This window comes from Mycobacterium sp. C31M (assembly GCF_053345865.1).
Map to the genome: position 1 here is coordinate 177848 of NZ_JBKFAX010000002.1, position 22102 is coordinate 199949.

The window sequence follows — 22102 nt, forward strand, 5'->3', positions numbered from 1 at the left end:
TCGACTGTTTCGGCGGAACCCACGCACGCTCCGGCACCGGGCAGACGTACCTCACGTCAGCCGAAACCCGCACCCAACCGCTTCGGCTGAACCCACGCACAACGCAAAAGGCCCCTGCCGAAGCAGGGGCCTTCTGACGGATAGAACTACAGTTCGGTGGCCGAACCGCCGGCGGCCGTGATGGCCTCCCGCGCGGAGCCGCTGAACTTGTTGGCGGTGACGTCGACCTTGACGGACAGCTTGCCGTCGCCGAGCACCTTCACCAGGGTGTTCTTGCGAACCAGGCCCTTGGCCACCAGCTCGGCGACACCGATGGTGCCACCCTCGGGGAACGCCTTGGCGATATCGCCGACGTTGACCACCTCATAGGCGACCCGGAAGCGGTTGCGGAAGCCCTTGAGCTTCGGCAGCCGCATGTGGATCGGCATCTGGCCACCCTCGAACGTCGCGGGGACGTTCTTGCGGGCCTTGGTGCCCTTGGTACCGCGACCGGCGGTCTTGCCCTTGGAGCCCTCACCGCGACCGACGCGGGTCTTGGCGGTCTTGCTGCCCGGAGCCGGCTTCAGATCGTGAAGCTTGATAACACTCATCGTCCTAGCCCTTCTGCTCTTCGCGTGAACGCTCATCGCCGACCGACTCAACCGTGACCAGGTGATGCACGGTCTTGATCAGACCGCGCGTCTGGGCGTTGTCCTCACGAACCACGGACTGGCGGATCTTCCGCAGCCCGAGGGTCCGCAGGCTTTCGCGCTGCTTCCAGCGTGCGCCGATGGTTCCGCGCACCTGGGTGATCTTGACTTCTGCCATGGTTATGCCGATCCCTCACGCGCGGCTGCAGCAGCCAGCGCTTCGCTCTCGCGCCGGGCCTTGAGCATGCCGGCCGGCGCCACGTCCTCGAGGGCGAGCCCACGACGGGCCGCAACCTCTTCCGGTCGCTGGATCATCTTGAGCGCGGCAACGGTGGCGTGCACCACGTTGATCGCGTTGTCACTGCCCAGCGACTTGGCGAGCACATCGTGCACACCCGCACATTCGAGCACGGCGCGGCAGGCACCACCGGCGATGACGCCGGTACCCGGGCTGGCGGGGCGCAGCATCACGACACCGGCCGCGGCCTCACCCTGAACCGGATGCACGATGGTGCTACCGATCAGCGGCACGCGGAAGAAGTTCTTGCGAGCCTCTTCGACACCCTTGGCGATGGCGGCCGGAACTTCCTTGGCCTTGCCGTAGCCGACGCCGACCATGCCGTTGCCGTCGCCGACGATGACCAGGGCGGTGAAGCTGAAGCGACGGCCACCCTTGACCACCTTGGAGACGCGGTTGATGGTGACGACGCGCTCGATGTGGTTGCTCTTCTCACCGCGGTCGTCGCCGCGGCCACGGCCGCCACGGTCGTCACGGCCACGGCCGCCACGATCCCCGCGGCCACCGCGATTGTCCTGCGCCGAACCGGCGCCAGCCTGGTCGGCCATCATGCAGTCCTCTCGTTGTCAGTCATCAGAATTTCAGCCCGCCTTCGCGCGCGGCGTCCGCCAGCGCGGCGATCCGGCCACCGTAGGTGTACCCACCACGATCGAAGACGATCGTGTCGATACCGGCGGCCTTGGCGCGCTCGGCGATCAGCTGACCGACCTTCACGCTCTGGGCCTTCTTGTCACCGTCGACGGCACGCACGTCGGGCTCGATGGACGAGGCCGCGGCGACGGTGACGCCGGCGAGATCGTCGATCAGCTGCACGTGGATGTGCCGCGACGAACGGTTGACCATCAGACGCGGGGTCTCTGCAGTGCCTTCGACCTTCTTGCGCAGACGCGCGTGACGACGCAGGCGAGCGGTCCGACGGGTCTCGGAGATGTTCTGCCCCACCGGCTTACGGATGGCGGCTTCGGTCTTCGTGGTAGCCATGGGTTACTTACCTGTCTTTCCGACCTTGCGGCGGATCTGCTCACCCTCGTAACGCACGCCCTTGCCCTTGTACGGGTCGGGGCGGCGCAGGCGGCGGATGACCGCGGCGATCTGGCCGACCTTCTGCTTGTCGATACCCGTGATCGAGAACTTGGTGGGTGTCTCGACCGCGAACGTGATGCCCTCGGGGGCCTCGATGAGGACCGGGTGGCTGTAGCCCAGCGCGAACTCCAGGTTGGAACCCTTGAGTGCGACGCGGTAGCCGACGCCGAAGATCTCCATCTTGCGGGTGTAGCCCTCGGTGACACCGGTGACCAGATTAGCCACCAGGGTGCGCGACAGGCCGTGCAGCGAACGGCTGCGCCGCTCGTCGTCCGGACGGGCCACCACAATGGCGCCATCGTCGTTGCGCGACACCTGAATCGGCTCGGCGATGTCCAGGGTCAGGGTGCCCTTGGGCCCCTTCACCGAGACGTTCTGGCCGTCGATGGTGACGTCGACACCGGCGGGCACTGCCACCGGCTGCTTTCCAATACGCGACATGTTGTTGTCCCCCTACCAGACGTACGCGAGGACTTCGCCGCCCACGCCCGATCGAGCTGCCTGGCGGTCGGTGAGCAGGCCCGAGGACGTGGAGATGATCGCCACGCCCAGGCCGCCGAGCACCCGCGGCAGATTGGTGGATTTTGCGTAGACCCGTAGACCGGGCTTGCTGACCCGACGCAGGCCGGCGATGCTGCGCTCACGGCTGGGGCCGTACTTGAGCGACACCACGAGGGCCTTGCCCACGCGTGCATCCTCGGTGCGGTAATCGGAGATGTAGCCCTCGCTCTTGAGGATCTCGGCGATGTTCGCCTTGATCTTCGAGTGGGGCAGTGTCACCTCGTCGTGATACGCCGAATTGGCGTTACGCAGACGCGTCAAGAAGTCTGCGATGGGATCGGTCATCGTCATGACAGCCGGTTCACCTTCCTCGCGGCGGTTCCACGGATTCGTGGCCTGCCGTGTTAATCAGTAATGAATGCTGGTTACCAGCTGGACTTCTGCACACCGGGCAGTTCGCCCGCGTGCGCCATTTCGCGCAAGCAGATCCGGCACAGGCCGAACTTGCGGAACACGGCATGCGGGCGACCGCACCGGTTGCACCGGGTGTAAGCGCGCACTGCGAACTTCGGCTTCTTGTTGGCCTTGTTGACCAGAGCCTTCTTTGCCATTGCTCAGTTCTCCTTGAACGGGAAGCCCAGAGCGCGCAGCAGCGCACGGCCTTCGTCGTCGTTCGTCGCCGAGGTGACGACGGTGATGTCCATGCCGCGCGGGCGGTCGATGGAGTCCACGTCGATCTCGTGGAACACCGACTGCTCGGCAAGCCCGAAGGTGTAGTTGCCGCTGCCGTCGAACTGCTTGGGGCTCAGGCCGCGGAAGTCGCGGATACGCGGGAGGGCGATCGAGACGAGACGATCGAGGAACTCCCACATCCGGTCGCCGCGCAGGGTCACCCGGGCGCCGATCGGCATACCCTCGCGCAGCTTGAACTGGGCGATGGACTTGCGGGCCTTGCGGATCTCGGGCTTCTGGCCGGTGATCAGGGCGAGGTCGTTGACCGCACCGTTGATCAGCTTGGCGTCGCGGGCGGCGTCACCGACACCCATGTTCACGACGACCTTGACCACGCCGGGGATCTGCATCACGTTGGCGTAGTTGAACTCGCTGTTGAGCGCGTCCTTGATTTCCTCGCGGTAGCGCGCCTTCAGTCGCGGCTGCACCTTGTTCTCAACTGTGGTCATTCTCAGATGTCCTTGCCGTTGCGCTTGGAGACGCGAACCTTCTTGCCGGACTCCTCGTCGACGCGGTAGCCGATGCGGGTCGGGTTGCCATCGGAATCGATGACCATGACGTTCGAGACGTGGATCGGGGCTTCCTGCGTGACGATGCCGCCGGAAGAGGCGCCGCGCTCGTTCTGCGACTGCGCGGTGTGCTTCTTGATCCGGTTGACACCCTCGACGAGGACCTTCTCGCGGGTCGGGTAGGCCTCGATGACCTTGCCCTTGGCGCCCTTGTCCTTACCGGAGATGACGAGCACGGTGTCGCCCTTGTGCACCTTCATTTACAACACCTCCGGGGCAAGCGAAACGATCTTCATGAACTTCTTCTCGCGCAGCTCGCGCCCGACCGGGCCGAAGATGCGGGTGCCACGCGGGTCGTTGTCGTTCTTGATGATGACCGCGGCGTTCTCATCGAACTTGATGTAACTGCCGTCGGCGCGACGGCGTTCCTTGACGGTGCGCACGATGACGGCCTTGACCACATCGCCGCGCTTGACGTTGCCGCCCGGGATGGCGTCCTTGACGGTCGCCACGATGATGTCGCCGATGCCGGCATAGCGCCGCGACGAGCCACCGAGAACGCGGATGCACAAGATCTCCTTGGCACCCGTGTTGTCGGCGACCTTCAGCCGCGATTCCTGCTGAATCACTCGATCTCCTGACCTGGTTTTGTATGCACGCCAGATACCGACCTGGACGTACGCGGTCTTTGTCACTTCAGGGCACGCAGGGCTGAGATGAAAACTGCACAAACCAGCCGAGGTCTGCCCGAGGCAACCCCTACATACTAGGTGAGCACGTGCAATGCACCAAATCGCTGTTCAGCGAGCCCGGACCGGTCAGCTGACGGCGGCGGTCAGTTCCACCTCGACGGGCGCTCCCGAGGGTAACGCGGCCACCCCGATCGCACTGCGCGCCGGGAGCGCGGCGGGGCCGAGTTCGGCGGCCAGCACCGCGGACGCGCCGTCGGCGACGGCGCTGAGCTGGGTGAATGCTGGGGTGCAGGCGATGAACACGGTCATCTTCAGCGCCCGCAGGCCGGCGCCCGGCGGGAGCACCGAGCGCGCCGCGGCCAGCGCATTGGTGGCGGCGCGAGCGGCCGCGGCGCGGGCCTCGTCGATGGTGAGGTCGGTGCCGACGACACCGCTGTAGAGCAGCACCCCGTCGGCACGCGGCGTCATCCCGGCGGTGTGGATCAGTCCGTTGTGCAGCACCGCCGGCACATAGTCGCCCTGTGGTGCGGGCGCGCTCCGGTCGGGCGACACCTGCGCGGAGCGCTCAATCGACACCGAGCGCGATTCCCTCCTGGCGGGGGTCGGCGGCCCCGCTGAGCACGCCGCGCTCGTCGACCGAGATCACCTGGGCGCTGCCGCCCGCCCCCCACGGCGGTTGCACCACAACCCGGTGCCCCATCGCGGTGAGCTCGTCACGCACCGTCGCGGGAATCCCCGGCTCGACCCGCAGTTCGTCAGGGGCGCCGATGACATCGGCATCCGATCCCGGGAAGACCGTGAATCGTGGCGCGGCGACGGCTTCGGCCGGATCGAGGCCGTGGTCCAGGACGTGCGAGAGCAGCTGCATGTTCCACTGCACCTGTCCGTCGCCGCCGGGGGTGTTGCCGACGTGCAGCAACCCACCGCGCTCATCGGTGACGACCCAGGCGTTGAGGGTGTGCAGCGGTTTGCGACGCGGTGCGACCTCGTTGGGGTGTCCCGGGATCAGGTAGGCACCGCGGCCCAGCCGGTTGTTGAGCACCACCCCGGTACCGGGGACGGTGAACTTGGCGCCGAAGGTGAAGGCCAGTGAGTGGATGAAGCTGACTGCGCGGCCGTCGGCGTCGACGGCGACGGTCGAGGTGGTGTCCCCCGCGCCGACACTGATCCGGCTGCGCGCCTCGGTGCGTTCATCGAGATCGCGACGCTGACAAACCAGGCGTTCGGCGGTCAGCACGTAGTCGGCACCCGTGTTGTCGCTGCCGCACAAGGCAAATCGGTCGGCAAACGACAGCCGCGCCGCGCGGGCCAGTCGATCGATGGCGGCCGCGGAGAGCCAGCCGTCGAAACCCACCACCCCGTCGCACAGTGCGGCCTGCTGCAGCACCATCCAGCCGGGGGTGGGCAGCGGGGTCTGATGCACCAAGGCACCGGTGTAGTGCCCGGTCAGTGCCGGCTCGGCGACCAGTTGTGCACCGGCGGACCACTCGTCACCGCTGAACGGAGCGCCACCGGCGCGCAGCGCCTCGACGGCGCGGTGGGCGAACGCACCGGTGTAGAACGACCCCGGATCGTGGGCCAGCGCACGAATGGTGGCCGCCAATTGTGGGTGCCGCAAGGCGTTTCCGATGCACACCGGGCCGCCGGCCTCGGTGTAGACCGCCGCCAGCCCAGGATCCGCGGTGATCGGGGCAAGCGCGGTGGCGACGTCCTCGGCGGTCTTCGCCGAGGCCGGCAGCCCGTTCTCGGCGACTCGGGCTGAGGGTTCCCACAGGGCGGGCAGTGATCTGGTGGCCCCCGCGCGGTGCAGGACGGCCAGCGCGGCGGGGGCGCCGGGCACCGCGACGGCGAGCGGGCCGTCCATCGGCAGCGCCGAGAGTCCCAATGCGGCATAGAAATCCGGTGTGCCGCCGTCGGGACCGAAACCGGAGCCGTTGACGGTCCAGACCCGGCCGTCTGGTTCGCGGACCACGGCGAAGGCGTCACCGCCGATACCGCACTGCCCGGGCAGGGTCAGCCAGCTCATCGCGGCCATCGCCAGGGTGGCGTCGATGGCGTTGCCGCCGTCGGCCAGCACCCGCGCACCGGCGAGGCTGACGGCCGGATGGCTGGCACTGACCATGGCCCCGGTCGACAGCGTGGGTGGGCGTCGGGCGGGGTTCATCAGCTGCTCCGGCGGGCCCGGCGGGTCGGTCCGGCCGGCGTCTCCCCGGGTACCACGCCGACGAAGATCTCGCCGTCGCGTTCCTGGCACGGGAAGGTCTTGATGGGTTCGGTGGCAGGTGGGCTGATGGGCTCACCGGTCTCCAGGTCGAAAGCGCTCCCGTGGCAGGAGCATCCGATACCGTCGTCGCGCAGCTTGCCCGAGGACAGCAGGCAGTCCAGGTGCGTGCAGTAGTTGGAGGTGGCATACGCCTTGCCGCGCAGCCGGGCGACCGCGAACTCGTGTTCACCCGCGTAGAACCGCCGCACGATCCCCTCGGGCACCTGACCCGAGCGGGCCACCCGGACGAATTCCGTTGTCGTTTCCTGCATCTGCTCAGTCATTTCACAATCCCGGGTTCAGGTAGACGGTCTTCTCATTGAGGTAGAACTCCATCATCGACGGACCCGCCTGTTCCTTGAAGGTAGCGGTCGATGAGGCCTTGTAGCCGCCGAACGGCGCATTCATCGCCATCCCGGTGGTGGGCTGGTTGATCTTCACCAGGCCGGTCCGGGAGCGCCGGGAGAACTGCTGGGCCACGGTCAGGTCGTTGGTGACGATGGCCGCCGACAGCCCGAACTCCCCGGCATTGGCCAGGTCCATCGCATGGTCGGTATCGGTGGCGCGCTGCACCGCGACCAGAGGACCGAAGACCTCCTCGTCGACGATGCGCATACCGGCGGTGGCCTCGGTGAACACCGCGGGGCGGACGAAGAATCCGCCGGGTTGTCCACCCGGGGTGACGGCCTCTCCCCCACAGCGCAGGATGGCGCCGTCGGCGATGCCGGCCGCGACATACGCGGCGAACTTGTCGTACTGCGCGGCGCTGGCCAGCGCACCCATGTCGATACCGGGCTCGCCGCCCGGGCCGACCTTGATCGCCTCTGCGCGGGCCACCAGCGCCTCGACCACCGCATCGTGGTTGGTGTCGGTGACGATCACCCGACTGGTGCCGGTGCAGGCCTGCCCGGACAACCCGAACGCGCCCTTGGCGATCAGCGCGGCGGCCGCCTCCGGGTCGGCGTCCGGTGCCACCAGCACCGGGTTCTTACCACCCATTTCCAGCTGCACCCGGCGGTGCGGCCCGATCTGGGCGTGGATCGACCGGCCGACCGGGGTGGACCCGGTGAAGGTGACGGCGCCGACCCGGTCGTCGGCGGCCACCGCCGCACCCGCCGCGCCTCCGCCCTGTACGAGGGCGATGACCTCGGGTGGCAGACCACCGGCCAGCAGCGCCTCGACGAGGCGCTGCCCCATCAACGGGGTGATCTCGGACGGTTTGAACAGCACCGGATTGCCCACCGCGAGTGCGGGACCCAGCTTGCGGGACGGGATGTTGAGCGGGAAGTTCCACGGGGTGATCGCCCCGACGATGCCGATGGGTTCGCGCAGCGTGTACACCAGGGTCGACCCTGCCGCCGGCAGCGTCACCCCACCGGACCGGTTGGCCTCGGCGGCATAGAACCGCAGGTTCATCGGGGTGCGGCTGACCTCCATGGTGGCCTCGGTCAGCGTCTTGCCCTCTTCGCGGACGAGTTCACCGATCAGCTCGGCGCTGCGCGATTCCAGCTGTGCGGCAGCGGCTTCCAGGATGGCGGCCCGGCGTTCGGGTGCGGTGGCCGCCCAGGCGGGCGCCGCCTGCTCCAGTGCGTCGACGGCCCGGCGCACGTCCTCGGCGTCCGAGTCCGGGAAGGTGCCGATGACATCGGTCGGGTCGGCGGGATTGGCCCGGGTGAAGGTGGCTCCGGACAATGCCGGCACCCACTGCCCGCCGATGAAGTTGTGTCCTTCGATCATGCCGATACCTCTTCGCTGTCGTCGATGTCGTCGTAGGCCAGGTCCCACAGATCGACGTCCTCGTCACCGAGCACCCGCGCGTCGACATCGCGGCCCAGCAGCTCACGGGCCACCGAGATGTCCTCGCCGCGTTCGATGCTGAATGCCCCGCACAGTGTCGAACCGTCGAAGAAGAACGCCGTGAAATCCAGTGCGTCGCGGTCGCCGCGGATCACCGGGGTGCCGGCCACGGTGCCCAGGCACTGGATGTTGCGACCGAACTGATCCGACCAGAACCAGTGCGGGTCGTCGTTGATTGCGTTGCGGCCCAGCATCGCTCCGGCCACTGCGACACCCTGCCGACTGGCATTGTCGAAATGCTCGACCCGGATGTGGCGCCCGGCCCGATCCGAGAAACGGCGGGCGACGTCGCCTGCCGCGTAGATGTTCGGCACGGCGGTGCGACCGGCGGCATCGACGAGGATGCCGTCATCGGTCGCCAGCCCCGAAGCGGTGGCCACGTCGGTGTTCGGGGTGATGCCGATGCCGATCACCAGCGCGTCGAACTGCTCGTCGCCGATCAACACGGCGTCGGCGGTGGTCCGCACATCGGTGACCGCGGCGCCGGTGCGGATGTCGATTCCGTTGGCGCGGTGCCACTGGCTGACCAACGCACCCATCTCGGCACCGATGGAGCGGGCCAGCGGCACCGGCGTGGTCTCCAGCACCGTGACGGCCACACCGGTCGCCGACGCGGTGGCGGCCAATTCCAGTCCGACGAAGCCGGCGCCGATGATGGCCAGCCGGCCACCGGGGTGCAGAACGGCTGCCAGGCGTTTGGCATCGTCGAGAGTGCGCAGGTAATGCACCAGGTCGGGGCGCGGGCCGGGGACCGTCAGCCGGCGCGGGCTGCCACCGGTGGCGAACAGCACGTTGTCGGCGACGATCGGGTTATGGCCCTCGAATTCGACTGTGCGCGTGCCGGTATCGACGCGGGTGACGCTAACCCCGGTCAGCAGTTCGACATCATTGGCCTCGCGCCACTTCTCGGGCAGGATCCACAGCGAATCCTCTCCCTCGGCGCCGGTGAGGAACTCCTTGGACAGCGGCGGGCGCTGATACGGCGCGTACGGTTCGTCACCGACGAGCACGATGCGGCCGTCGAACCCGTGCCTGCGCAGATTGCGGGCGGCCACCGCGGAGGTCTGGCCCGCGCCGATCAGGACGTGGGTGGGAGTCATGCGACTTCCTCGCAAGCTCGGATGTCGCATGAGTGTCCAATGATTCGCTCGCAAGCTTCGCTCATGACGCGCTGACCTCCTGCTGCCGTACGGCGGTCGAGACATAGACGGTGCCGTCGTCATCGACACGCACCGGGTAGGTGGGTTGGCACAGGTCCTGGTCGGCCTCATAGCCGGTCTCCAGATCGAACTGCCACTGATGACCGGGACAGATCACCTTGCCGTGCAGCAGGGTGCCCTTGAACAGTGAACGGTCCTGGTGCACACAGAGATCGGCGAAGGCGTAGACCCGGCCCTCGGTCTGGAACAGCGCTATGGCGAGGCCGTCGATCTCGACGCGCAACTTGCGCCGCCTGCCCAGCTCCTTGGTGGTGGCCACCGCGATCCACATCTGCATTCCCTTTCCTGCGATTTCGGCGCGCTCACGCTCGCCCGGCGGACGTGAGCGCGCCGAAGTCACTCAGACGCCGGCCGGCTCGAGTTCGGGCGCGACGTAGGTGTCGTAGAGGCCCTTGGTGTAGGAGAAGCGCATCTCGGCACCCCAGCGCACCATCTGCAGGCAGCGCTCCTGCAGCTGCGGGGTATCGGCGTGGTCGAGCACGATCTGGTAGCCGCGCTCACCGTGCACGACGTCGGAGGTGATGTGCAGATCGAAGAACTCGATCTCGTCCTCGGTGAACTTGTACACCTCACGCAGCGGCACGATCTGCTTGGTGTAGATGCTGGGCACCTGAGACTCCAACCCCACCACCAGCGCGGCGGTGGCCACCACGAAGTGCTCACGCTGCGATACCGCGTAGCACCACGACTGCAGGCCGCGGGTGATGGCGTTCATGTTGTTCGGGTCCTCGATGCGCTCCTTGGTGGTCCCGCAGGCCTCGCCGAACTTGATCAGCAGGTCGGTGTGCCGGATGTCGGCCAGCTCCTCCTCGTACATGTTCTGCAGCGTGAAATCCTTTGCGCCGGTGTACTGGTCCGGCGTGTTGGCGTAGATGTTGGCCAGGTAGTCGGCGAACGGGCCCACGTAGTGGAAGTGGTTCTCGGCCCACCGGGCGAAGTGGTGGCGCTCCAGCTGACCTTCGGCCCACGCCTTGGAGAACGACGCGTTCTTGGCCTCGCGGCCCTTGATGGCGTCTTCGAGTGCGGCACGGAACTCGTCCCGGCCCAGCAGTTCGGTCATGGTTGTCGATCCTTTCGATCCTTGGTTGTTCGGGGGCTGCAGGACGACGCATCGCTGCGAATATCTCTCTGCAGCAACGACGTTATCCAGGGGTTTATGTGTGCGACAGGGACAACATCACCGGCATCTGACGTTGCGACCGGTCAAGGTGCACAGCGCAGGTCAGCGCGCGGCGACCGCCGCGGTCAGTGCTTCGAACTCGGCCAGGATGGCGGCGCCGACAGCCTTGTCCTGTGCACCGTTGCCACCGCTGATACCGACCCCGCCGACGATCTGGCCGTTGAACACCAGCGGGAATCCGCCGACGAAGACCGCGAACTTGCCGGGCAGCATGTGGCTGATCCCGAAGGCCTCGTTACCAGGCAGGGCCGGCCCGTCGGGCGCCTCGTTGAACAGATGGGTGGCACGCTCGTGACCGGCCGCGGTGAACGCCTTGGCGATCGAGATGTCGACACCGGTCAGCCGCGCACCGGGAAGTCGGTGCAGGGCAAGCACGTTGCCGCCGTCATCACAGATGCACAAGGTCTGCTTGACGCCGATCTCCTCGGCCTTCGCGCGGCCGGCGGCGAGCAGGGGCAGGGCGTCGTCGAGGGTGATCCGGTAGATCTGGTGCATGGCTGCTGGCTCCTGTGGTTGATCGGCGATGACTGGCGGTGCGCCTGGTGAATGTCTACCGGGGCGCATCCGCGGGCGCCTTGGTCACAATGTCTGCAAACAGGGCAACATCAGGGTCAAACTGCACATAGGGTGAGGGCGGTCGCCGGTGTGATCGTGAACTCGTGCCGCAGATCTGCGGCACGACAGACAGGTGAGGGACATGGATTCAACGCACCCGCACGGTGACCGGATGACCGTCGCCGGATTGCTCGACGAGTCGCTGATGTCCGGTGCCCGCGTCATCGCGGGCAAGGACCACACCGACCGCGAGTTACATTGGGTGCTACCGCTTTCCGAGGTGCTGTCGCGGCACGAGGCGCTCGACGGTGTCGCGGTCTACGCACGCCCGGAGGCGCTGCTGGGCAGTGCCGGTGCACTCGCCGCACTGGCCGCGCGCGGCGCCACCACCCTGGTGGTCGACGGCGCGGTACCCGCCGACTTCCCCGCCGCGTTACCCGGCGGGCTGGTGGTCGTGGAGATGGCCTTCCCGGTCGGTTTCACCGCCCTGAACCGGTTGCTCGCCGAGCGCTCGCTCAGCCAGGAAGTGCACGTCATGCGGTACGCAACGCATGTGCACGCCTCGCTGGCCGGGCTGTTCCACCGTGGTGCCGGGCTGGCGCTGCTGATCCGCGAGGTGTCCAACCTGGCCCGTAACCCCGCCGTCGCCCTCGATGCCCGCGGGCAGATCGTGGCCCACAACGGGCTGGCCGCCGAGGCCGCCGGGGTGCTCATCGCCGATATGGTGCCGCGGTTGACGGTCGATCTGCCGACGGCGGCGCGGCTGTCGGCGCACCACGACACCCGCGTCGAGCAGCTCACCGATCCGCACGGCAGCACCTGGACGGCCATCTCGACGGCCATCCGGCTCGGCAAGGCGTTCGAGGGCTGGGTGGTGGTGCTGGTGCCGGCATCGCAGCCCGGCGCGCACGATCTGGCTCGGCACATCATCGTCACCGAACAGGCGACCGCGATCATCGGATCAGAGATGCTGCGCCAACACAGCGTCGACGAGGCCGAGGAACGCGCCCGCGGGGATTTTGTCCAGGCGCTGGTGCACGGTCACTTCTCCAGCGAGCACGATATGCGGGCGCGGGCCGAGTACCACGATATCGACATCGATTCGCAGTTCGGTGTTTTCGTCGCCCCCGGCGCGATTCCGCAGGGCGTGGACAATCCGGCTGCCAGCATGGTGCGGCTGGCCCGCTACGCCGCCAATGTGGCCCCGAATCCGGCGGTGCGCTCCTATGTCACGGTCCTCGGTGACGTCCTGGTGGTGGTGCGCTCGCTGCACGGCCAGGATGACGGCGCCCGCAGGCAGGAGATGGTGCACTACGCCGAGGCGATGGCGTGCGAGCTGGCGAGCCGTCGTGGCGCCCCGATCGCGGTGTCCTACAGCAGGCCGGTGGCCGGTGCCCAGGCCGTCTCCGTCAGCTACCGCGAGGCCCGGATCGCGCTCGGCATCGCCCGCCGCCTCGGTGTCACCGGTGCGGTGTCGTATCAGGATCTGCGCAGTTTCACGGTGTTGGCCGAGGTCGCCGAGACCGAGCAGAGCCGCGCCCTGGTCCACGACATCCTCGGGCCGTTGCGCGCCAGTCCCGACCTGCGCGAGTTCCTCACCGGTTATCTGGCCAACGGTGGCAATGTGAACGCCACTGCGCGGGCGCTGAACGTGCACCGCAACACCATGCTGACCAAGCTGGACCGGGTGTCGCGGGCCCTCGGTCTGGACATCCGGCTGCCCGACAATCAGTTCACCGTATGGCTGGCGATCCGCCTCGACATGCTCACCGAGGTCCACGCCGCCGTCGACCGGGAATCCAGCTTCCGCTGATCAGTTCGTCGGATCGGGCCCCAGGAACGAGCCCAACAGGCCGAGCACCGCGATCGCCGAGACCATGGCGAACGCCAGGGTGAAGCCGACCGTCTCACCGAATCCCAGCGCGATCGCGACCCACGCCGCACCCATCGCCGACCCGCCGAACCGCACCAGGTTGAACAACCCGAGCCCGGTGCCCTGCGCGCCGGCCGGTGACCGGGTGGCCCCGGTGGTCGCGGGTGTCTGTACGAACGCCGTCCCGACTCCGATCAACACCAGGATCGCGATCAGCGCGCTGAGCCCGTAGGGCCGGTCGACCAGATGCGCGCCGACCGCGGCGGCCAGCAGCGCCTGCCCGACGATCAGCAACGACAGCCCGACGCGCAGCACCCGGCGCGCCCCGAACCGGTCCAGATAACGCCCGACCAGTGGCCCCAGGATCACCATGGAGGCCGGGATGGCCAGCAGCACCGAGCCGGCCAGCGACCCGGTCCGGCCGGTGCCCACCAGGTACAGCGGCACCGCGAGCAGGGTCGCCCCCATGCTGAACATGAAGGCGAACGCGCCCAGTGTGCTGCGCACGAACCGTGCCTCGGCCACCAGTCGCACATCGACGAAGGGTTCGGGCACCCGCAGGCAGTGCCAGACGAAGAAGACCAGGATGGCCACGGCGAGCAGCACGGCGCCGGCCACCGGCACCGAGAGCCCCTGCTGCGGAATGAGCGCGACCCCCAGGATCAACAGACCGGCGCCCAGGGTCAGGGCGGTGGCGCCGACCGCGTCGAACCGCATCCGGGTTCCGGGATGCCGAGGGATGTGCAGCAGCGTGCCGATCAGGCCGGCCAGCGCCACCGGGACCAACGGCACGAACACCCACCGCCAACCCCAGCCGTCGGCGATGAACCCACCCATCGTCGGTCCGATGGCCTGCCCGATCCCGTTCACCGACGCCCACAGGCCGACCGCCCTGCCTCGTCGATTTCCGGAGAACAGCCAGGTCAACAGGCCCAGCACGGCCGGCCCCAGCGCGGAGGCGGCGGCACCGCCCAGGCAGCGCCAGGCGATCAGCAACTCCAGCGACGGCGCGGTCGCCGCGCCGATCGCGCACACCGCGGTGGCCACCATCGACGTGCAGTACACCCGACGCCGGCCGAACCGGTCCCCGATCCAGCCGACCAGCGGCATCGTCGCGGTGAAGGTGAGCAGGAAACCGACCACCACGAAGACGCCACTGCCCAGGGGCGCGTCGAAATCGGCGAGGATGGCGGGCATCGGCACGTTGACGACGTTGTTGCTCACCGTGCCGACCAGGGTTCCGGACAACAGCGCGGCGAGCGCCAGCGGCGTACCTCCCCCGTCGGGGACCGTCGGTCCGGCGGGGGTGCGGCTGTCGGTGTCGGTCATGGCAACGAAGTTCCTGGGTCGATCGGTGTCGGGCGCATCCCGCGCTGTCAGCCTCTCACCTCCGGCCACCGCGATGCACCGCCCGGTCGAGCCAAAGTGCCCACTGAATGCGGGTCAACGCGGATAAGGTGCACATTGCGTGCGGCACCCGATCATCGCCGCACAGCATCGAAACGCGCACCACGATGGCGATTTTTACGCCGTCGAAACACCGCGACACCAAGATGACAAGGTCGGAACACATTGCACAGGTCCAAGCGCACACCGTTGTGCACTCTGTGCGTTGACCCATCCGGGTGACGGGTCGAGCATTCCCCCCATCAAACTGCACAGCCCATGAGCAGTTGTGAGTGAAAAGACTCTCGATGGACATACAACTCAGCGCAGCCCATTGGATCTATCTCGCCGGGATCGTCGTCATCCTGCTCACCATGGCGCTGCGCAAGAACATCCTGGTGCCGTCGGTGGTCGCGACTCTGCTTACGGCATGGGTCTTTTCGGGCAGCATCGTGACCGGGCTGGCCTCGATCTTCAATGCCAGTCTGGTGGCGGCCCAGGAGCTGTTCAACATCTTCCTGATCATCGCGCTGATCACCGCCATGCTCGGGGCACTGCGTGAGATGGGCGCCGACCGGCTGATGGTGACCCCGTTCCGACGGGTGATGCGGGCCGGCACAAGCAGTTTCATCGTGCTGGCGATCGTGACGTACGTGATCTCGCTGTTCTTCTGGCCCACACCCGCAGTGCCGCTGGTCGGCGCAGTGCTGATCCCGGTGGCCATCCGGGCCGGGCTGAGCCCGCTGTCGGTCGGCATGGTGATCGCGATCTGCGGTCAGGGCATGGCGCTGTCCTCGGACTACATCATCAAGGTCGCACCGGGCATCTCCGCCACCTCGGCGGGGGTGGACCCCGACAGCGTGGCCGACAAGGCGCTGGTGCTCTCGCTCATCGTGGGTGTGGTGGCACTGCTGATCACCTATGTCATGCAGCGCCGCACCTGGCAGAAGCCGTCCCAGGATCTGCTGCTGGCCTGGGAGAACAAGGCCGACAAGCTCGGTGTCACCGATGGTAAGCCCGAGGCCGATCCGGAATCCGGTGGCGCAACCGCATCACGCGAACCGGTTCCGACCGGCCCCGGCGGCACCGCGACGCTGACCCGTACCGATGCTGTCGAGGTCGTCGAACCGCCACGGACGGCGGCCGCCAAGACCTTCGCGATCCTGGTCCCCGCCGCGTACTTCGCCTTCATCGGCTACCTGCTGTTGGGCAAGTTCACCGAGATGGTGCCGCCGTTGCAGGGTGGCGACGCCGCCGGCATCGTGGGCGGTATCGCGGCGCTGCTGCTGTTCGCCGCCTGCCTGACCAACGACAAACGGGATTTCCTGGAGAGTTCGTCACGGCACATCATCGACGGGCTGGTGTTCGCGTTCAAGGCCATGGGTGTCGTGCTGCCGATCGCCGGCTTCTTCTTCATCGGCAGCGGCGACTTCTCGGCACGGGTGCTCGGCATGGGCGCCGACGCCACCGGCCCGGCCTTCCTGTTCGATCTGATCAGCTCCGCCATGTCCCATGTCACCCCCAGCCCGTTCGTCCTGGGATTCGGTGTGCTGCTGGTGGGAATCGTTGCCGGTCTTGACGGTTCGGGCTTCAGCGGGCTGCCGCTCACCGGGTCGCTGGCCGGCGCGCTGGGCCCCGCCGCCGGGATGGATCCGGCCACCCTGGCCGCGATCGGCCAGATGGGCAACATCTGGTCCGGCGGCGGCACGCTGGTGGCCTGGTCCTCGCTGATCGCCGTCGCCGGGTTCGCCCGCGTCCCGGTGCTCACCCTGGCCCGCAAGTGTTTCGTCCCGGTGATGTCGGGCCTGGTGCTGTCCACGGTCTTCGCCATCCTCGTCTTCTGATGGCCAGACCGGATACCGCGCGCATCGCCCTGGCCGCGACCATCACGCTCACCTTCGTCACCGGGGTCGTCGATGCCGTCGGATTCCTGGCCCTGGACCGGGTTTTCACCGGCAACATGACCGGCAACATCGTGATCCTGGGAATGGGCGTGGCCGGTGCGGACGACCTGCCGGTGCTCGGACCCGCCATCGCCCTGGCGGCGTTCACCGCGGCGGCCTTCGTGGCGGGTCTGGTACTGCGCACCGGCGAGAAGGGGTGGCGGCACCGGGTCACCGTGCTGCTGGCACTGGGTGCGGTGACGCTGGCCGTCCTGACGGTGCTGGCCGTGGCGGTGGGTGATCACTCCGGTTCGGTCATGCAGATCGTGATGGCGGCGACGACGGCCGCGGTGATGGGCTCCCAGGCCATGGTGGCCCGCGCGGTGGCGGTGGCCGATATGACCACCGTCGTGGTGACCTCGACACTGGCCTCGCTGGCCGGGGAGACCTGGACACGGCGCGGTGGCGGGATCCTGTGGAACCGCCGATTCGGCGCCATCTTCATGATTTTCGCCGGGGCGGTGGTCGGTGCGCTGCTGCTGCGGCTGCACGTGGCGGTGCCGTTCGCCTTGTCGACGGTGCTGACCGCGGCGGTGGCGCTGGCCGGCCACCGTTGGCTGTCACCACGCCGCGAGTTGGTCGCCGTGTGAGGTCACTGCGCACAGCGGAACCCGATGTGGGTGGTGGCGGTGTCGCGGGACTGCGGGGACCGCGCGGCCGGGCGGTACCGGTGGCAGTACTCCGGTGCGCACAGATGTGATCCGCCCTTGAGCGCCTGGCTGACACCGGGATCGTCGGCCGGCAGGCAGCACGGGTTGGCCACCCGCCCGGTGAACTCGCTCGACGTCCACTCCCAGACATTGCCGATCATGTCGAAAAGCCCGAAGGCGTTGGGCGGGAAGGTCCCGACCGGTGAGGTCCCCGTCCAGCCGGCGGCGCCGTCATTGCTGTAGGGGAACCGCCCCTGCCAGGTGTTGGCCATCAACTCGCCATCCGGTGTCACCTGTTCGCCCCACGGATAGGTGGTGTCCGCGCCGGCGCGGGCCGCGTACTCCCACTCCGCTTCGGATGGCAGGCGCCGCCCTGCCCACTGCGCGTATGCCGATGCGTCGGCGTAGCAGACCGTTACAACGGGATGGTCGGGCGCGGCCTCGTCCCGGTCCGGGCCGAACGGGTGTCGCCAGTTCGCCCCGGGCGCCCAGTCCCACCACTGCCGCCAGTCATGCAGATTGACCGGTCCCGGGGTGGGCCGGAACACCATGGCGCCGGGCTGCAGATCCGCCGGTGCCACACCGGGATACAACGCCGGGTCCATCGGACGTTCGGCGACGGTGCGGTACCCGGTCTCGGCGACGAAGGCCCCGAACTGGGCGGTGGTGACGGGATGGCGTTCGATGGCGAAGGGTGCGACGTGCACAGTGCGGACCGGTGCCTCCTCCGGGTAGAAGTGTGCCGATCCCATCGCGAATGATCCGCCGGGCAGTGCGACGAGCTCTGTCACGGAATCCTGACCTCGAAATCACCGGTCAATTGTTGTGCGGCCGTATCGAATTCACCGGTGAGCGAGGGTGCAGCGGTGTGCACCGACACCAGGTAGGTGCGACTTGCGGTGGGTATGTGCGCCACCCGGTCGACGAATTCGACGGCGTCGGCGGGGGTGTCGGACCGGGCGCCGGTCATCTTCTGTCCGCTGTAGCCGCACAGCGGGGCCGGCAGCACGTTCAGCGAGCTGACCGCGGCATCCCCGGTCAGTTCCTCGGCATACTCTGCGAATGCCTGCTGCGGGTCCAGGCTGGTGGGCACGATCGTCACCGTCGCGGTCATCCCGTTCGGACCGGTCAACTGTGCGCCGATATCGCCCGTGCCGCCCTGCATCGACCAGCCCGGCGGGACGGCAATGGTCAGCACCGGTGCCACACTGTCGGCGATCTGGGCCATCATGCCGACCGCCGGGCGCTGCTCCGGCGAACAGGTGACCTCCCCGGTGGGGACCGGCGTGCTGGTCTCGACGATGCCGAAGTCCGGATGCCCGATACCGGTGCCCGGCGTCGCCGCCGACCCGGTGGTGGTCGCCGGGGCGGCGCCGACGGTATCGGCGGTCGGCGTCCCGTCGCTGGCCCGCGTACACCCACCGAGCAGGACGGCAGCGGACAGCGCCGCCACCGCACACACCACCCGAAGCTGTCTCATCAATCCTTCGCGAATGCCTGTGCGAGGTCCCGGTGCGGGACACCCGAGATGTCGACCACCACCTTAGTCCGGCGCACCGGACGCCGACCCGAATTCAGCTCTGCGTCGGCTCGTTGACCCGGTACAGTCGCCAATCCGGTTGGCCGTCGCCGTCGTTGGGGATCTCCAGTTCCAAGGTGGCCACCTCGGCCCCGGTCTCGTACAGCGTCGGATAGCGCAGATTCAGCGCATCCGAGGTGCCTCGGCCGATGGGCGGCACCGCGAGCAGATATTTGATGCCCCGGGCCGCCGGCTCGTTGAGCAGCTCGGTGAAGTCGGGGTCGGACGGGATCACGAACATCTTCGGTCGACTGGTCGCGGTCAGCACACCGAACCCGTAGACGGTGTCGGTGATCACCGCGCTGTCGGGCAGGTTCAAGGAATCGAGATGCTCGGCGATCCGCCGTTCGGTGCTGAACGTGCGGGCGATACGGTGCTCGATCGCCTTCTGTTCGGTCACGTTGTCGGGATCGGGCCGCAGCACCGCGCCCAGGCCGTACTCCTGTGGCGCGTAATCCGGTTGCCCCATCCCGATCAGCGTCACCGGGATACCGATGGCCAGCGTCGCCGCCACGGCCACGTATCCCGCCGGCGACCGTCGTCGCGGGTCCGGCACCACGACCGGCGGCGCGTAGCGGCCGCGCCGTTTCGCGCGGGCCAGCGCGCCGTCGGGCACGCCGAGCAGTGCCAGTGTCGCCGCCATCGGGATGGCGATGATGAAGAACCGCAGGAACGGGAAGGTCGAGCCCTGCGCATAGCTGAGGGCCTGGAATGCCAGCACCGCACCGAACAGCGTGATCGGCACGATCAGCAGCTGCCAGTTCGGCCGGCCCCAGCGCTGCATCACCGCCCACAGCGCGAGCGGCAGCAGGGTCGGCGCCAGCAGCATGACGCAGGTCGCCGCGAAGCTCACGCCGTCGGCGAAGTTGGGGGCGGTCTGCCCGGACTGCTCCAGGATGGCGGTGTTGCCGTATTGGGAGGTGAACTGCGCGAAGGCTTCTCCGGTGATCAACCAACCCGCCGCCGCCCATCCCAGGAAGGCCGCCGCGCCGGGTCCGCTGACGATCAGCATGTCCATCAGGGCTCGCCGGAACCGCGGTGGCTTCCTGGCGCGCAGCCAGGTGGTGGTGAACACCACGAAACCGGCGGCGGCCACGGCCGCCGCGGCGTCATAGCGGGTCAGGTAGGCCAACCCCATCGCCACACCACCCGCGGTGACCAGGTGGTGCACGTCGTCGTCGACCATCCACATGATGAGCCGGCGCACGGCCCAGGTCGTGAAGAAGATGAACGGTGCCTCGCTCATCCCGTTGGAGCCGTAGAACACGATCATCGGGTTGAAGGCGAACAGCACCGTGATGGCCAGCGAATACGTCCGCGGCAGACCACGATCGGCACCCATACTGAAGATCTGGACCGCGGCGCCGGCCATGAATGCGCTCGACATCAGGGTGCCCGAGAACGCCCGCCCGGCCAGGTCCGGCCAGATGTCGCTGCCCAGGATCGCCGGGATCTGCACCATCGCCGCCACCGGGGTGAAGATGAAGCCGATCGCGGCCAGGTGCGGGTCGCGACTGAACAGCACGGCCTGGGTGGCCGCCACCCGCGACAGTGTGTCGCCCATGAGGAAGCCGTGCCGGACCTGCAACCAGTAGCCGACCCCGAGGTAGACCGCCAGGGTCACGAAGAAGATGCCGAACTTCAGCCTGCGGTTGGTCACGTCGCGCCGACCGCCTGTTCGTGCGCGGTCTTCTCGTCGGGCTTCTCGGCCAGACCGTGGAAGGTCTTCTCCCAGAACGAGGGCTGCCGGATCATCTGATAGCAACCCTTGGCGGCGGCGATGCTCATCATCAACCAGAACAGCGGCACGCTCAACGCCGCGTGCAGCAGGTCGGCACGGTCGTCCTCACGCAGCGCGATCATGTTCATGTACATGACGGTGAAGTTGCCGATGATCATCGCGATGAGCGCCGGGAAGTAGATGATCGGCGGGAAGATGCTGCCCACCACCGCGGGCTGTCCGAGGAACCACAGCACGGTGATGAACCAGAACAACAGGTTGAGCACCGCGATGATCGGGGTGCCCGCCAGCACCAGGGTGAAGCGCACGAAGCTTCGGGTCCCCAACGTGCGATACAGCTTGAACGGTCGCCGGATGTGCACCAACCAGGTCTGCAGATAGCCCTTGTACCAACGGGATCGCTGCCGCACCCAGTTGATCGGATCGCTGTTGGCCTCCTCCAGCGTGTAGGAGTCGATGACGGCGGTGTGCAGTCCGTGCGCGGCGATCCGCAGACCCAGGTCGGCATCCTCGGTGACGTTGAACGGATCCCAGGCGCCGATGTCCACCAGCATGTCACGGCGCAGGTGATTCGACGTGCCGCCCAACGGAATCGGCGAGGTGCTGACCATCATGCCGGGCAGCAGGAAGCCGAACCACAGCCCGTACTCGGCGGTGAACCACGCCGTCAACAGATTCTGATGTCCGTTGTGGTACACCAGTTTCGCCTGCACACACGCCACATCGTCGGGCAGGTCGCGGAAGGCGGCGACCACGCGGCGCAGCTGCAGCGGTTCGGGCAGATCTTCGGCATCGAAGATGGTGACGATATCGCCGGTCGAGAAGTGCAGACCGTAGTTGCACGCCTTCGGTTTGGTCCGCGGTTCGGCCGGCGGCACCAGCAGGATGGTGATGACGTCGGATTCACCGCACTTCTCGGCAGCATCGATGGTCACCTGATCGTCCTGCTCCAGCAGCAGCAGCACCTGAAGTTTGTCGCGCGGGTACGCCAGGGCGTCCATCGCGCCGATCAGGTCGGCGACCACCTCGGGCTCGTTGTAGGCCGGCACCAGGATGGTGTAGCGCGGCAGCTCGTCATCGGGGATGGCGCGGGCCACATCGTCGGGAATGGTGATCGGCCGCGAGGCCAGACCGCGGCGGAAGATCAACACCCGGTCGGCCAGCGTCAGCAGATACGCGGCCGTGCACAGCCCGATCAGCAGCACCGCGGTCTGCATGGGGCGCCAGATGGCGAGTGCGACGACGACGGCCAGCAGGCCGAGCAGCACGGGTTTCTGCCAGCCCACCAACGGTTTCGACGCCGACGCCTTCGGGTCATCGTCGCGCAGGCCGTTGATCGCCATGTCCAGCGCGTACTGCCGATCCTCCTCGGTGACGGTGTGCGCATCGAAGATCGCCCGGAGTCTCATGG

Annotated in this window: 26 protein-coding genes; 3 read left to right on the top strand and 23 right to left on the bottom strand. The window is 67.7% G+C overall.

Going from position 1 to position 22102, the window contains the following annotated elements; translation table 11 throughout:
• Positions 1 to 146 precede the first annotated feature (146 nt).
• From rplO to ACLBYA_RS03425, 18 genes are all read right to left on the bottom strand, one after another.
• A complete protein-coding gene (rplO, locus tag ACLBYA_RS03340; RefSeq protein WP_447707949.1) occupies positions 147 to 590 on the bottom strand; it encodes a 50S ribosomal protein L15 in 444 nt (147 codons plus the stop codon).
• 4 nt (positions 591 to 594) lie between these two features.
• Positions 595 to 807: a 50S ribosomal protein L30 gene (gene rpmD / locus ACLBYA_RS03345; RefSeq protein ID WP_447707950.1), complete on the bottom strand. Its 213-nt coding sequence runs from the start codon at positions 805 to 807 to the stop codon at positions 595 to 597.
• 2 nt (positions 808 to 809) lie between these two features.
• The gene (rpsE, locus tag ACLBYA_RS03350) at positions 810 to 1475 is read right to left on the bottom strand and encodes a 30S ribosomal protein S5 (RefSeq protein ID WP_447707951.1); all 666 of its coding nucleotides are present in this window, start codon (positions 1473 to 1475) and stop codon (positions 810 to 812) included.
• A gap of 25 nt (positions 1476 to 1500) precedes the next feature.
• A complete protein-coding gene (rplR, locus tag ACLBYA_RS03355; RefSeq protein ID WP_447707952.1) occupies positions 1501 to 1908 on the bottom strand; it encodes a 50S ribosomal protein L18 in 408 nt (135 codons plus the stop codon).
• A 3-nt stretch (positions 1909 to 1911) separates the two neighbouring features.
• Positions 1912 to 2451, bottom strand: a complete 540-nt coding sequence (rplF, locus tag ACLBYA_RS03360) for a 50S ribosomal protein L6 (RefSeq protein ID WP_447707953.1) — start codon at positions 2449 to 2451, stop codon at positions 1912 to 1914.
• A gap of 12 nt (positions 2452 to 2463) precedes the next feature.
• A complete protein-coding gene (rpsH, locus tag ACLBYA_RS03365; protein ID WP_447707954.1) occupies positions 2464 to 2862 on the bottom strand; it encodes a 30S ribosomal protein S8 in 399 nt (132 codons plus the stop codon).
• 74 nt (positions 2863 to 2936) lie between these two features.
• Entirely contained in the window at positions 2937 to 3122 is a 186-nt protein-coding gene (locus ACLBYA_RS03370; protein WP_019510998.1) for a type Z 30S ribosomal protein S14, read from the bottom strand.
• A gap of 3 nt (positions 3123 to 3125) precedes the next feature.
• Entirely contained in the window at positions 3126 to 3692 is a 567-nt protein-coding gene (gene rplE, locus ACLBYA_RS03375; protein ID WP_447707955.1) for a 50S ribosomal protein L5, read from the bottom strand.
• 2 nt (positions 3693 to 3694) lie between these two features.
• Positions 3695 to 4012 (bottom strand): 50S ribosomal protein L24, encoded by a 318-nt coding sequence (gene rplX, locus ACLBYA_RS03380; RefSeq protein ID WP_019511000.1) that lies wholly within the window; start codon positions 4010 to 4012, stop codon positions 3695 to 3697.
• Entirely contained in the window at positions 4013 to 4381 is a 369-nt protein-coding gene (rplN, locus tag ACLBYA_RS03385) for a 50S ribosomal protein L14 (RefSeq protein WP_447707956.1), read from the bottom strand.
• Positions 4382 to 4570: 189 nt separating this feature from the next.
• Positions 4571 to 5020, bottom strand: coding sequence for a RidA family protein (locus tag ACLBYA_RS03390; protein ID WP_447707957.1), 450 nt, complete (start codon positions 5018 to 5020; stop codon positions 4571 to 4573).
• Complete coding sequence (locus tag ACLBYA_RS03395; RefSeq protein WP_447707958.1) at positions 5010 to 6608, bottom strand: gamma-glutamyltransferase family protein; 1599 nt, start codon at positions 6606 to 6608, stop codon at positions 5010 to 5012. Before ACLBYA_RS03395 ends, ACLBYA_RS03390 begins: the two co-directional genes overlap by 11 nt.
• Complete coding sequence (locus ACLBYA_RS03400; protein ID WP_447707959.1) at positions 6608 to 6991, bottom strand: Rieske (2Fe-2S) protein; 384 nt, start codon at positions 6989 to 6991, stop codon at positions 6608 to 6610. The genes ACLBYA_RS03395 and ACLBYA_RS03400 overlap by 1 nt, the downstream gene beginning before the upstream one ends.
• A 1-nt stretch (position 6992) precedes the next feature.
• Positions 6993 to 8444: an aldehyde dehydrogenase family protein gene (locus tag ACLBYA_RS03405; protein ID WP_447707960.1), complete on the bottom strand. Its 1452-nt coding sequence runs from the start codon at positions 8442 to 8444 to the stop codon at positions 6993 to 6995.
• Entirely contained in the window at positions 8441 to 9664 is a 1224-nt protein-coding gene (locus ACLBYA_RS03410) for an NAD(P)/FAD-dependent oxidoreductase (protein WP_447707961.1), read from the bottom strand. Before ACLBYA_RS03410 ends, ACLBYA_RS03405 begins: the two co-directional genes overlap by 4 nt.
• A 61-nt stretch (positions 9665 to 9725) precedes the next feature.
• A complete protein-coding gene (locus ACLBYA_RS03415; protein WP_447707962.1) occupies positions 9726 to 10061 on the bottom strand; it encodes a Rieske (2Fe-2S) protein in 336 nt (111 codons plus the stop codon).
• Between the two features lie 63 nt (positions 10062 to 10124).
• Positions 10125 to 10844 carry a TenA family transcriptional regulator gene (locus ACLBYA_RS03420; RefSeq protein ID WP_447707963.1) on the bottom strand — a complete coding sequence of 240 codons (720 nt, stop codon included), beginning with the start codon at positions 10842 to 10844 and terminating at the stop codon, positions 10125 to 10127.
• A 162-nt stretch (positions 10845 to 11006) separates the two neighbouring features.
• Complete coding sequence (locus tag ACLBYA_RS03425; RefSeq protein WP_447707964.1) at positions 11007 to 11459, bottom strand: GlcG/HbpS family heme-binding protein; 453 nt, start codon at positions 11457 to 11459, stop codon at positions 11007 to 11009.
• 202 nt (positions 11460 to 11661) lie between these two features.
• On the opposite strand from ACLBYA_RS03425, the gene ACLBYA_RS03430 reads away from it, so the two are divergent.
• A complete protein-coding gene (locus ACLBYA_RS03430) occupies positions 11662 to 13332 on the top strand; it encodes a PucR family transcriptional regulator (protein WP_447707965.1) in 1671 nt (556 codons plus the stop codon).
• Here ACLBYA_RS03430 and ACLBYA_RS03435 read toward each other — a convergent pair whose 3' ends face one another.
• Positions 13333 to 14721 (bottom strand): MFS transporter, encoded by a 1389-nt coding sequence (locus tag ACLBYA_RS03435; protein ID WP_447707966.1) that lies wholly within the window; start codon positions 14719 to 14721, stop codon positions 13333 to 13335.
• A gap of 365 nt (positions 14722 to 15086) precedes the next feature.
• Here ACLBYA_RS03435 and ACLBYA_RS03440 point away from each other — a divergent pair, with 365 nt between their 5' ends.
• A complete protein-coding gene (locus ACLBYA_RS03440) occupies positions 15087 to 16622 on the top strand; it encodes a hypothetical protein (RefSeq protein WP_447707967.1) in 1536 nt (511 codons plus the stop codon).
• Positions 16622 to 17311 carry a YoaK family protein gene (locus tag ACLBYA_RS03445; protein ID WP_447707968.1) on the top strand — a complete coding sequence of 230 codons (690 nt, stop codon included), beginning with the start codon at positions 16622 to 16624 and terminating at the stop codon, positions 17309 to 17311. Before ACLBYA_RS03440 ends, ACLBYA_RS03445 begins: the two co-directional genes overlap by 1 nt.
• A 2-nt stretch (positions 17312 to 17313) precedes the next feature.
• On the opposite strand, the gene ACLBYA_RS03450 is transcribed toward ACLBYA_RS03445, so the two are convergent.
• The 4 genes from ACLBYA_RS03450 to ACLBYA_RS03465 form a co-directional block, all read right to left on the bottom strand.
• Positions 17314 to 18123: a formylglycine-generating enzyme family protein gene (locus ACLBYA_RS03450; RefSeq protein ID WP_447708220.1), complete on the bottom strand. Its 810-nt coding sequence runs from the start codon at positions 18121 to 18123 to the stop codon at positions 17314 to 17316.
• Positions 18124 to 18158: 35 nt separating this feature from the next.
• Positions 18159 to 18851, bottom strand: a complete 693-nt coding sequence (locus tag ACLBYA_RS03455; protein WP_447707969.1) for a hypothetical protein — start codon at positions 18849 to 18851, stop codon at positions 18159 to 18161.
• Positions 18852 to 18945: 94 nt separating this feature from the next.
• Positions 18946 to 20610: a phospholipid carrier-dependent glycosyltransferase gene (locus ACLBYA_RS03460; protein ID WP_447707970.1), complete on the bottom strand. Its 1665-nt coding sequence runs from the start codon at positions 20608 to 20610 to the stop codon at positions 18946 to 18948.
• On the bottom strand, positions 20607 to 22100 hold the full coding sequence (locus tag ACLBYA_RS03465; protein ID WP_447707971.1) for a glycosyltransferase: 1494 nt from the start codon (positions 22098 to 22100) through the stop codon (positions 20607 to 20609). The genes ACLBYA_RS03460 and ACLBYA_RS03465 overlap by 4 nt, the downstream gene beginning before the upstream one ends.
• Positions 22101 to 22102: the final 2 nt, after the last annotated feature.